At 65.0% G+C, this 12653-nt stretch carries 14 protein-coding genes and 1 pseudogene; 5 read left to right on the plus strand and 10 right to left on the minus strand.

What is annotated here, in order from left to right; genetic code table 11:
- Positions 1–141: 141 nt before the first annotated feature.
- The 7 genes from AB0L60_RS26280 to AB0L60_RS26310 form a co-directional block, all read right to left on the minus strand.
- Positions 142–339, minus strand: a complete 198-nt coding sequence (locus AB0L60_RS26280) for a cation-translocating P-type ATPase C-terminal domain-containing protein (RefSeq protein WP_364618608.1) — start codon at positions 337–339, stop codon at positions 142–144.
- A gap of 98 nt (positions 340–437) precedes the next feature.
- Positions 438–572, minus strand: coding sequence for a hypothetical protein (locus tag AB0L60_RS26285; protein ID WP_364618611.1), 135 nt, complete (start codon positions 570–572; stop codon positions 438–440).
- Positions 573–577: 5 nt separating this feature from the next.
- Positions 578–2197 (minus strand): AAA family ATPase, encoded by a 1620-nt coding sequence (locus AB0L60_RS26290; RefSeq protein WP_364618613.1) that lies wholly within the window; start codon positions 2195–2197, stop codon positions 578–580.
- Positions 2198–2438: 241 nt separating this feature from the next.
- Positions 2439–3455 carry a TIGR03617 family F420-dependent LLM class oxidoreductase gene (locus AB0L60_RS26295; RefSeq protein WP_364618617.1) on the minus strand — a complete coding sequence of 339 codons (1017 nt, stop codon included), beginning with the start codon at positions 3453–3455 and terminating at the stop codon, positions 2439–2441.
- A gap of 113 nt (positions 3456–3568) precedes the next feature.
- Complete coding sequence (locus AB0L60_RS26300; RefSeq protein ID WP_364618620.1) at positions 3569–4177, minus strand: hypothetical protein; 609 nt, start codon at positions 4175–4177, stop codon at positions 3569–3571.
- A 468-nt stretch (positions 4178–4645) separates the two neighbouring features.
- Positions 4646–4855 (minus strand): DUF397 domain-containing protein, encoded by a 210-nt coding sequence (locus tag AB0L60_RS26305; RefSeq protein ID WP_364618623.1) that lies wholly within the window; start codon positions 4853–4855, stop codon positions 4646–4648.
- Positions 4852–5742 carry a helix-turn-helix transcriptional regulator gene (locus AB0L60_RS26310; protein WP_364618625.1) on the minus strand — a complete coding sequence of 297 codons (891 nt, stop codon included), beginning with the start codon at positions 5740–5742 and terminating at the stop codon, positions 4852–4854. The genes AB0L60_RS26305 and AB0L60_RS26310 overlap by 4 nt, the downstream gene beginning before the upstream one ends.
- A 267-nt stretch (positions 5743–6009) precedes the next feature.
- On the opposite strand from AB0L60_RS26310, the gene AB0L60_RS26315 reads away from it, so the two are divergent.
- The gene (locus tag AB0L60_RS26315) at positions 6010–6363 is read left to right on the plus strand and encodes a hypothetical protein (protein ID WP_364618628.1); all 354 of its coding nucleotides are present in this window, start codon (positions 6010–6012) and stop codon (positions 6361–6363) included.
- The gene (locus tag AB0L60_RS26320) at positions 6350–6655 is read left to right on the plus strand and encodes a hypothetical protein (RefSeq protein WP_364618631.1); all 306 of its coding nucleotides are present in this window, start codon (positions 6350–6352) and stop codon (positions 6653–6655) included. Before AB0L60_RS26315 ends, AB0L60_RS26320 begins: the two co-directional genes overlap by 14 nt.
- A 218-nt stretch (positions 6656–6873) precedes the next feature.
- Here AB0L60_RS26320 and coaD read toward each other — a convergent pair whose 3' ends face one another.
- The gene (gene coaD / locus AB0L60_RS26325) at positions 6874–7368 is read right to left on the minus strand and encodes a pantetheine-phosphate adenylyltransferase (RefSeq protein ID WP_364618681.1); all 495 of its coding nucleotides are present in this window, start codon (positions 7366–7368) and stop codon (positions 6874–6876) included.
- A gap of 817 nt (positions 7369–8185) precedes the next feature.
- On the opposite strand from coaD, the gene AB0L60_RS26330 reads away from it, so the two are divergent.
- Both AB0L60_RS26330 and AB0L60_RS26335 read left to right on the plus strand, forming a co-directional pair.
- Positions 8186–8476 carry a three-helix bundle dimerization domain-containing protein gene (locus AB0L60_RS26330; RefSeq protein WP_364618684.1) on the plus strand — a complete coding sequence of 97 codons (291 nt, stop codon included), beginning with the start codon at positions 8186–8188 and terminating at the stop codon, positions 8474–8476.
- Positions 8477–8891: 415 nt separating this feature from the next.
- Positions 8892–9359 (plus strand): AAA family ATPase, encoded by a 468-nt coding sequence (locus AB0L60_RS26335; RefSeq protein ID WP_364618634.1) that lies wholly within the window; start codon positions 8892–8894, stop codon positions 9357–9359.
- A 306-nt stretch (positions 9360–9665) separates the two neighbouring features.
- Here the strand turns inward: AB0L60_RS26335 and AB0L60_RS26340 are convergent, their stop codons facing one another.
- Positions 9666–10493, minus strand: a complete 828-nt coding sequence (locus tag AB0L60_RS26340; protein ID WP_364618636.1) for an alpha/beta hydrolase — start codon at positions 10491–10493, stop codon at positions 9666–9668.
- Between the two features lie 1009 nt (positions 10494–11502).
- Positions 11503–11907 (minus strand): hypothetical protein, encoded by a 405-nt coding sequence (locus tag AB0L60_RS26345; protein ID WP_364618639.1) that lies wholly within the window; start codon positions 11905–11907, stop codon positions 11503–11505.
- A 294-nt stretch (positions 11908–12201) separates the two neighbouring features.
- Between AB0L60_RS26345 and AB0L60_RS26350 the strand changes: the two are divergent.
- Positions 12202–12653 (plus strand): annotated as a pseudogene (locus tag AB0L60_RS26350) (hypothetical protein); the annotation flags it as partial.

Genomic DNA, 12653 nt, shown 5'->3' on the forward strand with positions numbered 1-12653 from the left:
ACCGCCGCGATGGTCTTTGCGCCCTGCCGGCTCCGGGGTCGCGGTCGCCGGATCCGGCAGACCGGCCGCGGGCGGCCCGATGCCGGACCAGCCAGCGGCGGAATTCGTCCGCGCCCCACACGATGAGCGGGAAGGGGAGGGTCAAGGCCAGCATGGCGGGGGGAGGGAGGCGGTACCGAGAGGGGTGTGCAGGGGCGGGAGGTAGATGATGACGGCGGTCAGGGCTGTCTCGAAGGCGATGCCCCACAGCAGGAGTGGGTTGGAGAGGACGCCGATCGAGCGCAGGGAGGCGTATTCGGTACGGGCCGCGAACGCGGTGCCGATCTGGCCGGTGACCATGCCGAGATGACATCGGTGGACCCGAGCGTCTCCACCGCCCCGCCGCTGAAGCCGGTTGGGACCGACGTGGACGAGCCGCCGCTGCGCCTCGCGATCGGTCAGCCCGGTGCGGCGCTGCGCAGATCCCGGAGCAGCAGGCCGATGCGCTCGGTGGGGTCCGGCGGCACCGTGGATTCGCCACCGATGGCGCTGCCGGACGTGTCGGCTGCGCGCGCATCGGTGCCGGTTGTCATGCGGATCAGCCGCCACGGTTGGGCAGGTCGATGCCGGCCGGATCCGCGCGGGGCGAACTCGCGGAACGTCCTACCGCGTTCCATCCGCGCAACGCCTGGGCGACGGTGACATCGATCGAGGTGGTCGTGTCCACGGTTGTCGCGCCCGGCCACGGAGAGCTGGTCGTGGCCAGTGCCTGCGCGATGTCGGGGGTGGCCTCGGAATCGCCGGGGCGGCGCGTGCGGATGCGCGTGGCGTACGTCTGGGGCGGGCACTCACAGCGCAGCGGGATCAGCTCGGCGTGGGCGTGCGCCGCGAGTGCGCGGGCGCGGGTCCGTTCGCCCGCGTCGATCCAGGAGGCATCGAGTATCACCGAGACGCCGAGCGCGAGCCGCTGCCGTGCCAGTTCCAGCATGTGGGTGTACACCAGTGATCTCGCGTCGGGCCGGTAGGCTCCGGAGTCGAGGCCGCCGCTGGCACCGGTGATCGCTCCCGAGGCGCGGAGCCGGGCCCGCACGGTGTCGCTCGAGATGACCTCGGCGCCGGTGAGTTCTGCGAGACCGGTTGCGACAGTGGACTTTCCGGTCCCGGGCAGGCCGCCGACCAGAGCCAGCCGCACCGCGCCGGCCTCCAGGTGCCGCACCGCGAGATCCAGGTGCCGGACAGCGTGACCGACGAACTTCTCGTCACCCTGCGCGGCCCGGATGTGGTTCGTCTTGGCCCGCACCATGGCCCGGTAGGCGATGTAGTGATGGCGCAGCGAGGCCGGCGGCGAATCCCGCGCCGCGCGTAGGTAATCGGTGAGAAAGTCCTCGGCGAGCTGCGGCCGGCCGAGGAATTCCAGATCCATCGCCAGGAAGGCGGCATCGTCGAGGCCGTCGACAGCGCGGAGGGAATCGTCGAAGTCGAGGCAGTCCAGGATCCGGAAGCCGTCGGGCAGCGCGAAGATGTCTTCGGTCATAAGATCGCCGTGCCCATCCAGAACCCGGCCGTCGGCAATGCGTTCGGCCAGCAGCGGCGCCCGGCCGTCGATGAAACGCATGGCCAGCCGCTCGATGCGGTCGACCAGCAGGGGCTCGAGCGCGCTGAGCGGATGGGATCGAGGGCCGCGCAACAGGATTCGCCATCGCTGCCGCAGGGCCTGTGCCGTTCCCGCCTGATCGATCGTGCTGCTCCGACTGGCATTGCGATGGAATTGGGCCACCACCGTCGCCAGTTCGGACAGTTCCGCCCGGCCGATCGCGCCGCTGGTGACCAGCCTGCTCAAGCGCCGAGATTCCGGCATACGCCGCATGACCAGTACGGGTTCGCCGGGACTGTCGAGCGAACCGGTGAGATGTTCCAGGCCCAGGTAGACATCGGGCGCCCAGCGCCGATTCAATTCGAGTTCGCGCCGCAGCGCGTGTTCTCGGGCCTCGGTCGTCGCGAAATCGAGGAAGTCGGTGACGATGGGCTTCTTCACCTTGTACGCCCGATCCCCGACCAACACCACCAGGCCGGTGTGCGTTTCCCGGATCTCCGCGGCGCGTGCATCGTGGAGGGTCCCGCTGCGCAGGTGCTCCGCGGCCACGGCGCGGTCGACCGACCGCTGCCGCAGGTCGTCGGGCCGGACGACAGGACGTGAGGTGGAGGCGTTCGTGTCCATGCCTCCCACACTCCGCGCGCCGGGCTGCCGGAAACAGAGGACTTAGGTCCCCGCAGTGACGACAACGGTCCCGTCGCCGGCGATCGCCCGTAACTACATCGCCGATCAGCAACTGCCGGAGCAGTCTCAGCGCACGAGTATGCGGTGCCGTGATCACCGGGGCTCCAACCTGCGCTTTTCGACAGCGCTCATCCTCCGGGGCGGGGGAGACGCGCACATATGAGGGGGCGTGCGGTTCTCGCTACGACGCTCGGAGGGACTCGATCGCGTGCATCAATCGGGTGTTCTCGGGGTCGGCTGCGGGTGCCGGTAGGACGATGCCGTGGACGAGGCCGGCGTATCGGTCACGTACGAGGTCCGGCAGGGCGTCGTAGTCGCCACAGATGAGCAGCGCGTCGAGGACGTCGTCGGTGACCACGTCGTGAAGTTGGTCCCAGCGTTGCGCTTTCACCAATTCACGTAGGCGGTCGAACAATTCGGGCAGGCCGAGGCGGATGAGCGTCGGCCGGTAGGACGGGGTGGAGTAGAGGAAGGCGAGTAGGCGTCGCTGCCGCTCACGGTCGCGTGCCACCTCGGCTGCCGTGGCGCCCGTGGCGATCGGGACCGCGGCGATGATTCCGGGGGCTGGGCGCGAGCGTTCGGCGGACCCCGCGTGCAATGCGGGCTGAACGACGTCACGCAGGTATCCCGGATCGGAGTTGGTGGAGTGAGTGATCACGCCGTCGGCGAGTTGTCCTGCGAGGCGGCACATCCCGGCATTCACCGCGCCGAGCAGGATCGGTGGTGGGACGATGTCGTCGGGGCCGGGGTTGAAGTAGGGCTGCAACCGGGTCAGCCGGTAGCTGTCGCCCTCGAAACGGATCGAATCGCCGGATGCGAACGCGGCGAAGAGCTCTCGCAACACGGTCAGGTATTCCCCGATCCGCGCGACGGGTTCGGTCCACGGCATCCCGAAACGGCCTTCGATGTTCTGCTTGATCTGCGTTCCGAGTCCGAGCTCGAAGCGCCCGCCGGAGAATTTCGCGAGATCCCAGGCGTTGTACGCGACCAGCGTCGGGCTCCGGACGAAGGCCAGCGTGATCGCGGTGCGCACGGTGATCCGGCTGGTATGCTCCGCCGCAAGCAGCGCGACGGCGAACGAATCGTGGACCGTCTCGGGGATGTGAACCCCATCGAATCCGAGATCCTCCACCCGCCGAGCCACCCGTGGCACCTCGGACAGCGGCAGTCGCGGATCCAGGGCTGCATAGACTTTCATCGACCGTCTTCCTCGGCGTCGGTGTGTTTCTCACCGCAGACGGTAGCGGGCGCACCGCGTCATCGGCCCTCAGGCCGTCGGTCTGCTCCTCCGGAATCCACGCCCGCGCACGATCACGCCAAGATCTCCGCTTTCAGATCCGGCCGACCGCGCTCCTCCGCGAACGGCAGTGCGCGCCCGCACAATAGATCCACGAAGTACCCATACGGGGCATCGTCGCTGTCGACGGCCATCATGAACAACAACACCAGAAGGTCGTTCGTCGACTCCTGCGACCACCGGTAACCAACCGCCGGACCGTACCGGTCGAAGATCGGCGCACCGTTCTCAGGTGAGTTGAACCAAACACCCTCGACCCGCCGCACCATCCACTCGCCGATATAGGTGATGAATTGCTCCGCGAGAACACCGTTTTCGGGCGCGTACCGTCCATCCTCGCCGAGCACCGCGGCATCGATCAGGGACACGACCCAGTCGAACGCAGCAGCGCTGAATCGGTCATCCAGCGATGGGCGGCCCTCGCTGCCCTGTACTGCCTCCAGCCGGGGCAGCGTCTGCGTGAACAACGCCTCGATGCGGGCATCGATCGCAGCCTGGTCGCTCCACGCGAGCCAGGCCGGCGACTGCTGGGCGTCGCCGTCGAACCATCCGGGGTCCAGATCGCTATCGGCCGCAGTGGCCCGTCTCGCGTGAGTCTTCACGTTCCCCTCGTGTGCGTGCATGCCGTTGACGGTCTGCCGGATGATAGTCGACCTCGCGCTGCCACAAGGGCAGAGCCGCCGAGTTGCTGTTCGAGATCGTGGCTGATCATTGGTTGTTCAAGTGGAACCGTGCCGGTCAGCACCGGCACATACTGTCGCATGTGCGGCACTGTGCGTCATCGATGGAATGCGACTGCCGCGATAGGTTTCTCGGTGCCGACACCCCAAACAACACCGCGTCGGCGCGCAAAGGGTTAGCGCCCGCCCGGGCGGCAATTTCTTTCAGCGCAACCCGGGCGGGCATTCTCTGTCCACCGATGATGATCTCAATCGCTTCGCGATTCACGCCACATGTGTCCTACCCGAACGGCACGGGTGCCGCATGAGGGAATGTTCGCGTTTGAATGCCTCGATCGCTTCACGACACCCAGTGCAGATGGTGCCGCCTGTACGGATGGGATTCTTCCCACATTCGGCACTGATCGGTCCTCAGGCCGGGAAGTTGAAGTCCCCTCGAATGATGCCAGCGGCGAAGGCATCCCATTCGCCGGGGGCGAAGACGAGGGCGGGGCCGGTCGGGTTCTTCGAGTCACGAACTCCGACGGTGCCCCCGGGCAGCCAGGCCACCTCGACGCATTCGGTCTGGCCGCTACTGTGGCTGCTCTTGAACCACTGTGCTCCGGACAGGTCGATGTTCATGCGGTGTGACTCCTTGCTACCCGTCTGAGCAGGTCTCGTGTTGCTGTCTCGTTCAGTGCGGTTTCTCTTATGGCCGCGGCGATTTCATGGTAGCGCTGCATGTCGTCGTTGCTTTCCATGTAGATGTCCGGTTTGCCCGCTCCCTCGAGATAGACCAGAGGCGGCTCGATCGGGCGAGATTTGGCATCCTTTCCGAACTCGAGAATGACAAACGGGCCATGCAGCAGACCACGGCTACACCCACTCGCGAACGGTTGAACGCGTAGCGAGATGTTTGGCAGCTTGCCGATCTCGGCCATGTGCTGTAGCTGAGCAGCCATGACGCGCGGTCCGCCGATCATGCGGTGCAGTGCCGACTCGTGAAGCAGCAGCTCGAGTTTCACCGGATCGGTCTTGCGAGTGATGATCGTTTGCCGTTTGAGCCGCAACTCGACCCGGCATTCGATGTCTTCGCGGCTGCTGTCGACATAGAACGCGCTGATCAGGGCACGGGCATAGTCGGCGGTTTGCATGAGACCCGGAACGATCTCGTGGTAGGTGATCAGACGCTGGGCCGATGCCGCCAGTCCGACAAACATATTGAATGTTGTATCGCTGTAGAGTCCGCCGAATGCGGTGTACCAAGAGGTGACCTGCGCTTGCTTGGCAAGTTCGACGGCCCGATCGGTATCGGCGGGAGTGACCTCGTACAGTTCACACAACGCTCGGATGTCCCGGATGCGAAGCTTTTTCACGCCACCGGTCTCGATGCGGTGCAACGCGGTCTTGCTCAGCTCCACCAGGCGAGCCGCGCGATCCATCGAGAATCCACGGCTGTCGCGGGCCTCGCGCAGAAACCGGCCCAGTTGCCGCCTGGGCAGTGTCGAGGGTTCGTCATCGCTGGTCATGTGTGCATCCTGTGAATTTTCGGAACGGAACACGCACCATCGCGGAACAGACTGTACGCCGGGCGTGGACCCCATCCTGGCCAATCGAACCAATCGCGTTCGGAACGTCCGAATTTGCTGTCTCGCCGTGACATCGGTGGTGTCCTGATCGCACGCCAGGCAAGAAATCACACCATTCGGTTCTCCAAATGCATGGCGCGCCATAGCCGTCCGATGAGCAGGGGGTCGATCATGTCCAGAAACAATCCGTGGTCAGTGCAGTCGATCATGGACCGCATCGAACATGAGAAGCAGCAAACCGTTGACACAGAGCACGCCGAGGCCGAGGTTGCCACAGCCGGGTATGCGGTGCGTGGGCTGTGGTCGTGCTACGACGATCCCGGCACATTGACTGCCGGACAAGCGCATACCGCGATGCAGCTGCATCTCGGATGCGGAGTGGACAGCTGCTGGGTGCGGTGGCGGGCGCGGACCGCGCTGGTCGCGGCCGGGCGCATGGTGCTCGATCCGCGTGCGGCACGGGTGCCGGGTGTGCACCGCAAGTCCCTTTTCGCCGTGTTACGGATGACGGTGTTCGGTTGTGGCGCACTGTTTTTCGGAGGCCGTCATGTCCTGCGATGACCCTGACCGGATCGAGATCCAAGTCATCCAGGACGTACTCGACACCGTCGAAGCCCGGCTGTGCGACCGCGAACGTCGCGGGTGGCGGTTGACCGCGCCCCGTTCGCTCATCTACGCGGCCGTCCTGCACGCGGTCATCGTCAGCGCCCGCGCCTCCCACCGCCTGCCCGCCACCCTCGACCACGCCGCGGTCCTCGACGCCATCTTCGACGGCACCGAACCGGCGGAGCCCGGTGAACGCGGCCGCCCGGTCGACGACGTGATCGACCGGCACACCATGAACATGAACTGATGGCCTTCGCCGCCGAGGCGGCTCCCGCGACGAGGAGGCCCTCACGGCCGGCAACCGTCATGGCTCCTTACGTGGCGCGCTTGAATCTCCTTGCTTCCGTATGGATTCCCAGCGCTCCCTACGGTCGCGGTCGTCTCTCCCCGGCCCCGCCACAGCCCGGATCTCGTCGCTCATGGCCTGGAACGGAACACCCGCTACTCGAACCTACTGGCAGGTGGTCAGTCGGACTTCGCCTTGTGCTCGGCCAGGCGCGTCGTGAGCTGGGTGAGCACATGGTCGGGAACCAGCCCGGAGACGTCGCCGCCGAGCCCCGCGACCTCTTTGACCAGCGACGAGGACAGGTGGCTGTACTCTGGATCGGAGGCTACGAACAGTGTCTCCACGGTGGACAGCCGGTGGTTCATCTGCGACATCGTGAGTTCGTACTCGTAGTCGCTGACCGCGCGCAGGCCCTTGACCATGGCGTGCGCGCCGTGCTGCACGCAGAAGTCGACGAGTAGCCCGTCGATGGCCTCGACGCGGACGTTCGGATATTCGCCGGTGACGTTGCGGATCATGGCGATCCGCTCCTCGGTGGTGAACAGCGCGCGTTTGCCGGCGTTCTTGCCGACGCCGACGATCACCTCGTCGAACAGCGTTGCGACGCGGCCGATGATGTCGAGGTGGCCGTTGGTCACCGGGTCGAAGGAGCCCGGGCAGACCACACGCCGGATGGCTTCGCCGGTCAAGTTCGCGGAAGGATGATCGCGCGCCCTACACCATCGGGCCGGCCTGTGGCGCACATTTCGGCAGCGAAACGTTTCAGCCGGCTGAGGAGGTCGGCGGGCATGGGGGTAGTCCTTCTCGTCTCGAGGTCGACATCCAGGTCCAGCTGCTGATGGTCGGATGAACAGCCATCCGGGTGATGAGCGCTCGCGTGTGGACTGACGGCTGATCGGTGATCACCTGTTGTTCGGTGATACTCATGATGCATATCCCCTCCGAGCCGGTCGATGATCGATCACGCCCGCGCCCACGATCAGCCCGCGAGTGCGCACGTTCAGATCGTTCCACCGCTTTCGGACCATCTCCGATTCTCCTTTCGTCGGCTCTAGGTGTCGATCTGCGTGCATAGGGTCGCTGTCAGCGTGCCGTTCGGAGTGTCTGCGGGGCCGAGCTGGTTTCGCCGTACATCACCCTGTGCCACCAAGAGTCCAAGGGGCTGGGATCCGGCCAGACTACCGAGTTCCGGACGCGGCCGATGGCGGGCTGGGCGGTGGTGTCGCTCATGCGATTCTCCTGATGTGCACGAACATTCCGGATGTGGCAGCGACCACGCTGGCGCTGCCTGATCCAAGATCGCCCGCCATACTGGGTCACCACAGGGGCCGAAAGTCAGCTGTCGGGGCCCCGAAGGGCACATCACTGTTGCCACAACCGAGCTGCCGGTCCTGGATGCGGTGCACAACCGTTGGTGGCCAAGGCAAATCGGGAGGAGCCTTTCGGCCCTGCCGTGGCGTCGGCGCGCACTGCAGCCTGGTAGCCGTGATCATGGTTCTCGATACCACGCAGTCGCGGCACACGATGGATCCCGGAATGTACGAGCAGACGGTGACGCGGCTATCCGCGGAGTTCGGCGGCGAGGTATCGCGTCGGCAGGTGGAATCGGTACTGCGAAGGTGCCTGACCGATCTGGCGGGCAGTCCGGTCGGTGCCATGCCGGAGCTGAGCGAACGCCTGGCCAGGCAGCGATTGACGGACGAGCTCGAGGTCGGCGTGCTAATGCCGGTCGGGTGGACCTACACGGGAGCTCCGTCACCGGCCTCGAACCGCGTGGCCTGAACAAAGCCGCTGTGCTGGTTCAAGTTTCGACGGCCAACAACTGTCTTCTCAGTGATGTGCTTCATCGAGCAACCGCACATCCAGGATGGTGGCATCGAGCCGCAATGCCGGTACCCGAGCCAGAGCGGTGCCGACATCACCAGCGTCACGAGGTTAAGGCGGTATGCCCATCTCCTCTACGTCGGGCCCTGTCGCTGTCGTGATGTAATCGGCAGTAGCGGACGTTCAGCGGCGCACCAGGTTCCGGCCGCCGGCGCCCCCACGCTCGCTGGTTCGGGCAGCGCAGTATACGGCAGAATAGTGCGTTCGAGCCTCATACGACCCGTCCTGGTGTGGAGCCCCCTCAGCCGGGCTGGTCAGCTGAGTTGAATTGGGCAGCAGAGCAACCCGTGAGCCGATCGGTAGGGTCGTGATCATGCTGCTGTGGATCAACGGACCCTTTGGCGGAGGCAAGACCCAGTCCGCCCACGAGTTGCACCGGCGTCTGCCGGGCAGCGTGATCTGCGACCCAGAGCAGGTTGGATACGGGCTGCATCGGATGCTGCCAGCATTCATGCGGGGTGACTTTCAGGACCACGCCAGTTGGCGTCACGGTGTATTCGAAATCCTCGACCTGGTGCTGACCGAACACGACGGGACGGTCATCGTGCCGATGACCGTTGTCGAGCCCCAGTACTTCGCGGAAACCGTTGGGCGGTTACGCGAAAAAGGGTATGAAGTGCGGCACTTCGCCTTGCTCGCTGAGCGGGAAACGGTATTGAACAGGCTGCGCGACCGCGGCCTCGCCTCGCGCCTCTACTGCGGGTCGTGGGCCAGCCAGATCTGCTGCGGCGGAGAGAACAGTTCGCGGTGGACAAGCTTGATCGCTGCCTCGAGCAGCTGAGCAAGCCGGAGTTCGGCGAGCATATCTGGACTGACGCGACCGCGGTTGCAGAGGTGGCCAACCGTATTGCTGATACCACCGGCGTGACACTGACGCCTAACATCGACGGCCGACTTCGGGGCAGGCTCCGACGTATGGCCGTGACTTTGCAGCACGCCCGCGTTTGACGCTGTAACGAGCGCCATTCGGCATGAGCGTGCACTACCGGCGGTCGTACGACGCTCTGCCCGTTGATCTTCCGATGCCTGGCCCTGGCCGGTGCGGTCAGCGCGGTATGCGGCAGTAGCGGACGTTCTTGAGGTGACTTCAAGTTGCGTCGACCACTGGTTCTGTTGCTGTGCGGCGAATTTCGGCAGCTACCCTGTCCGGAGCCTCGAGCATCGGTACGTGTCCCACATCGGGCAGCATGACAACCCGGCGGCTGGCTGACGGTATGACCAGTTGTGCGCCGAAGCGCGAGGGCGGGATCACGCGGTCACAGGCGCTGAAGACGATTGTGGTCGGCGTGGTGATCCGGTCGAGAATCTCCAGCGCTGTGTCGCTCGGCCATATTGCGTTGATGTCTCGCGCGGTGCAGTATCCGGCCGATTGCATCGCGATCGCAGCCAGGTCGGGCGCGACAAGTCCTGGCCGGTGACAGAACGTACGCATCGTGGTGACCTTGCCAATGGCGGCCAGGGCCGGGTTCGCGAACCCCCTCGACAGTGGTGCGAAGTATGCGCCGAGCTGGAACTTGCGCCGCAGCCGGTCGGCGTGGCGGCTGCCGCGCGACCATAGTCCCGCCGAGGCGATGGCAGTGACACTGCACGCTCGGCCACGCTGGGCGAGCTCGAGCGCAATCCACCCTCCCAGGGAGTTGCCAGCGATGTGCGCTGTCTCCCAACCAGTCTCGTCCATCAGTGTTTCGATATGGTCGGCTCCTGCGGCAACGGTCAGTGGCCGGTCGCCGACAGGGCCTCCCCAGTGGAATGGGAGAGTCGGTGCGAGAGTGTCGAACTCGTTCGACAGCTCGTCGATCACCCCATCCCAGCAATGCCACGTCTGCGTGAACGCGTGTAGCAGCAGAAGGGGTTCACCTGAACCGCTCCTACGGAGCCTCGCTGGTGTCGCCGAAGTATTCGCTGCATCGTTCATGCGCGTTCTCCCCCTTTTGTTCTTCCCCAACGCGATTCAGAGTCGCGACCTGCCTCGGCACCCCACCGTGCGAAGCCTCGGGACGAGGTTACAAACAAGCTCACTCGATGTCTACTACTATCTGTAGTTGAGCCTGGATCCTTCGCAATCGGCGATCGCAGTCGAGATCGTGTCCGATGCACGTCCGTGCGCGACATTCGGCATGGGCGCGCACTGCCGGGCGGCCGTACGCCGCTCTGCCCGTTGATCTTCCGATACCCCGTGCTGGCCGGTTCGGTCAGCACGCTATGCGGCATGAGCGGATGGTTCTGTAGCACCTGAGGTTGCCTGTGCTAGCAACCAGATCGAATGGAGTGAAACCGTGCATGCACGGCATTCCTTCAGCGGGCCGCACTCGCTCATCCTGACCGACAGCGTCAGCTCGAAAGGCTGTCCCCCGCGGAGATGCCGCCCCTCGTGGACTCCGGAAGGGGTCCACTTCTGTACTCCTCGAGATACGTGATGCGCCATTGTGGCCAGTCCAGATACTTGTCGCCGGCCTTTTCCCGGTAGCGCCGATACTGGTTCCGCTTTGTCCGCACCAGAGACTTCCGTGCGTCGCGGGCCGCTTTCCGTGCTGCCCGCTCGCCCCGTTTGCGTTCCGCGTCTGTGAGCTCCATCGGCGGATCAGCGAAGACTCTCGATCGCATCCAGCGCATAGTGGGCCATCCTCGGTTCGAGATGCTGGGAGTGTTACCCGGCGACCAACTCGATGGTAGCGATGAAGGAATCAACCGCTATCGGTCAATTGCCCTAATCATGTTGTGGGGCAGCGCAGAACCCAGGAGAAGTCCCGTTGCGGCCGGCCAAGGGCAGCAGCCGATCGATCTTCGAAAGCCGGAGTCATCCATACCCTCAACTCGGCAGTAGCGGACGTTCTGCACCGCACCAGGTTCCGGCTGCCGTCTCCCCGCGCTGGCCGATTCGGTCAGCACGGTATGCGACAGAAGCGGATGTTCGCGGGTCGCATTCAGTGTGTGCAGGGGTGGGTGCCTGCGATGTTGGCCGACCTGATTTCGTGGGCCGTTCGCCGCTCCAGTTTTCGGATCACGATCTCACCCAAGGGGATGTCAGGCTGTTTCCGCCAGCCTCGTTTGTCCCATACCGATCTCGTTGAACGAAGCTTGATTTCCGCTTGATCGGAAACCTCGGCTTCGACTGCGCCAGTCGCGGTTGCCATCATCTGGCGTCCGTGCCGCCGGTCGGCGCGGTTCGGTAGCCGCTTGTTCCGTCGGATGGCTTTCCTTGAGCTCTTGTCGTTCTCGCCGTAGTCGTTGCGTCGGTCCTTCGTGTAGCTGAGAATCTTTTTCTCCTGCGGACTCTTCCGCGTCACCATGACCATCCTTCCCGTCGAGTGAGTGGTCAGGTTACGCATCGATCCGACTGTTCGTCACGGAGTTTTTCGCGTAGACGAGGCCGGCCGACCTCGGTCGACACAGCTTGCCCTGTTCGCACGCATATCGCAATGAGCGGAGGTCTGCTGATGATCGAGGCAGGCCGGGAGGTTGGAGCCGGACCAGCCGTCTGGGTGAATTATGTTCGCGCCCCTAGCGTTTGGGGCGTCCCGCCCGCATGCGCTCCGTTAACGCCTGCCTGACTGGACCCGATGACCAGTTTGTCCTTCCGTTTGGATGGAAGTCGGGGATGGCGTATCGATGCGAGGGGAAATATGAAGGCCAGATCAGTGCTGTTCGCCGCGTTCGCCACCGCCCTCGTGGCGGCCGCGAGCGGATGCTCCGCCAACTCGTCGACCCAGGCGGGAACAGCGAGCACGACAGTCGCCGCATCCCAGGCGACGACCGTACCGGCGCAGGGCAACCAGTCCGCTCCGCCGCCCGCCCAGGCCCCGGGCGGCCAGGGCGGCAATCCATCCGCGGGCGATGCCAATTCGCCGCAGCCCGCACCTGCCACCAGTGCCGCGACCGACACGCCGCAGCCCACGATCGTGCCGGTGACCACGAATCCGGCACCCAACGGCAGCGGCCACGGACTGTGTTTCGACCTCAATTCCGGGCTCGCCAACTCGGCGATCAAGAGTCTCGCCCCGACCGCGAACGGCGGATGGGGCAATCCCTCGGCGAGCAATGACCCGATCTCGGCGGGCTGCGATGGCGTGCTGTC

The organism is Nocardia sp. NPDC051981, from assembly GCF_040680715.1.
In the GTDB taxonomy this organism is placed as follows: domain Bacteria; phylum Actinomycetota; class Actinomycetes; order Mycobacteriales; family Mycobacteriaceae; genus Nocardia.

What these genes read in the sequence shown, in the direction of transcription:
- AB0L60_RS26340 (WP_364618636.1), bottom strand. Translation starts at nt 10,493, where the DNA reads ATGAACGATGCAGCGAATACTTCGGCGACACCAGCGAGGCTCCGTAGG.
- AB0L60_RS26300 (WP_364618620.1), bottom strand. Translation starts at nt 4,177, where the DNA reads ATGCACGCACACGAGGGGAACGTGAAGACTCACGCGAGACGGGCCACT.
- AB0L60_RS26345 (WP_364618639.1), bottom strand. Translation starts at nt 11,907, where the DNA reads ATGCGTAACCTGACCACTCACTCGACGGGAAGGATGGTCATGGTGACG.
- AB0L60_RS26290 (WP_364618613.1), bottom strand. Translation starts at nt 2,197, where the DNA reads ATGGACACGAACGCCTCCACCTCACGTCCTGTCGTCCGGCCCGACGAC.
- AB0L60_RS26295 (WP_364618617.1), bottom strand. Translation starts at nt 3,455, where the DNA reads ATGAAAGTCTATGCAGCCCTGGATCCGCGACTGCCGCTGTCCGAGGTG.
- AB0L60_RS26335 (WP_364618634.1), top strand. Translation starts at nt 8,892, where the DNA reads ATGCTGCTGTGGATCAACGGACCCTTTGGCGGAGGCAAGACCCAGTCC.
- AB0L60_RS26330 (WP_364618684.1), top strand. Translation starts at nt 8,186, where the DNA reads ATGGTTCTCGATACCACGCAGTCGCGGCACACGATGGATCCCGGAATG.
- AB0L60_RS26305 (WP_364618623.1), bottom strand. Translation starts at nt 4,855, where the DNA reads ATGAACATCGACCTGTCCGGAGCACAGTGGTTCAAGAGCAGCCACAGT.
- AB0L60_RS26280 (WP_364618608.1), bottom strand. Translation starts at nt 339, where the DNA reads ATGGTCACCGGCCAGATCGGCACCGCGTTCGCGGCCCGTACCGAATAC.
- AB0L60_RS26285 (WP_364618611.1), bottom strand. Translation starts at nt 572, where the DNA reads ATGACAACCGGCACCGATGCGCGCGCAGCCGACACGTCCGGCAGCGCC.
- AB0L60_RS26310 (WP_364618625.1), bottom strand. Translation starts at nt 5,742, where the DNA reads ATGACCAGCGATGACGAACCCTCGACACTGCCCAGGCGGCAACTGGGC.
- AB0L60_RS26315 (WP_364618628.1), top strand. Translation starts at nt 6,010, where the DNA reads ATGGACCGCATCGAACATGAGAAGCAGCAAACCGTTGACACAGAGCAC.
- AB0L60_RS26320 (WP_364618631.1), top strand. Translation starts at nt 6,350, where the DNA reads ATGTCCTGCGATGACCCTGACCGGATCGAGATCCAAGTCATCCAGGAC.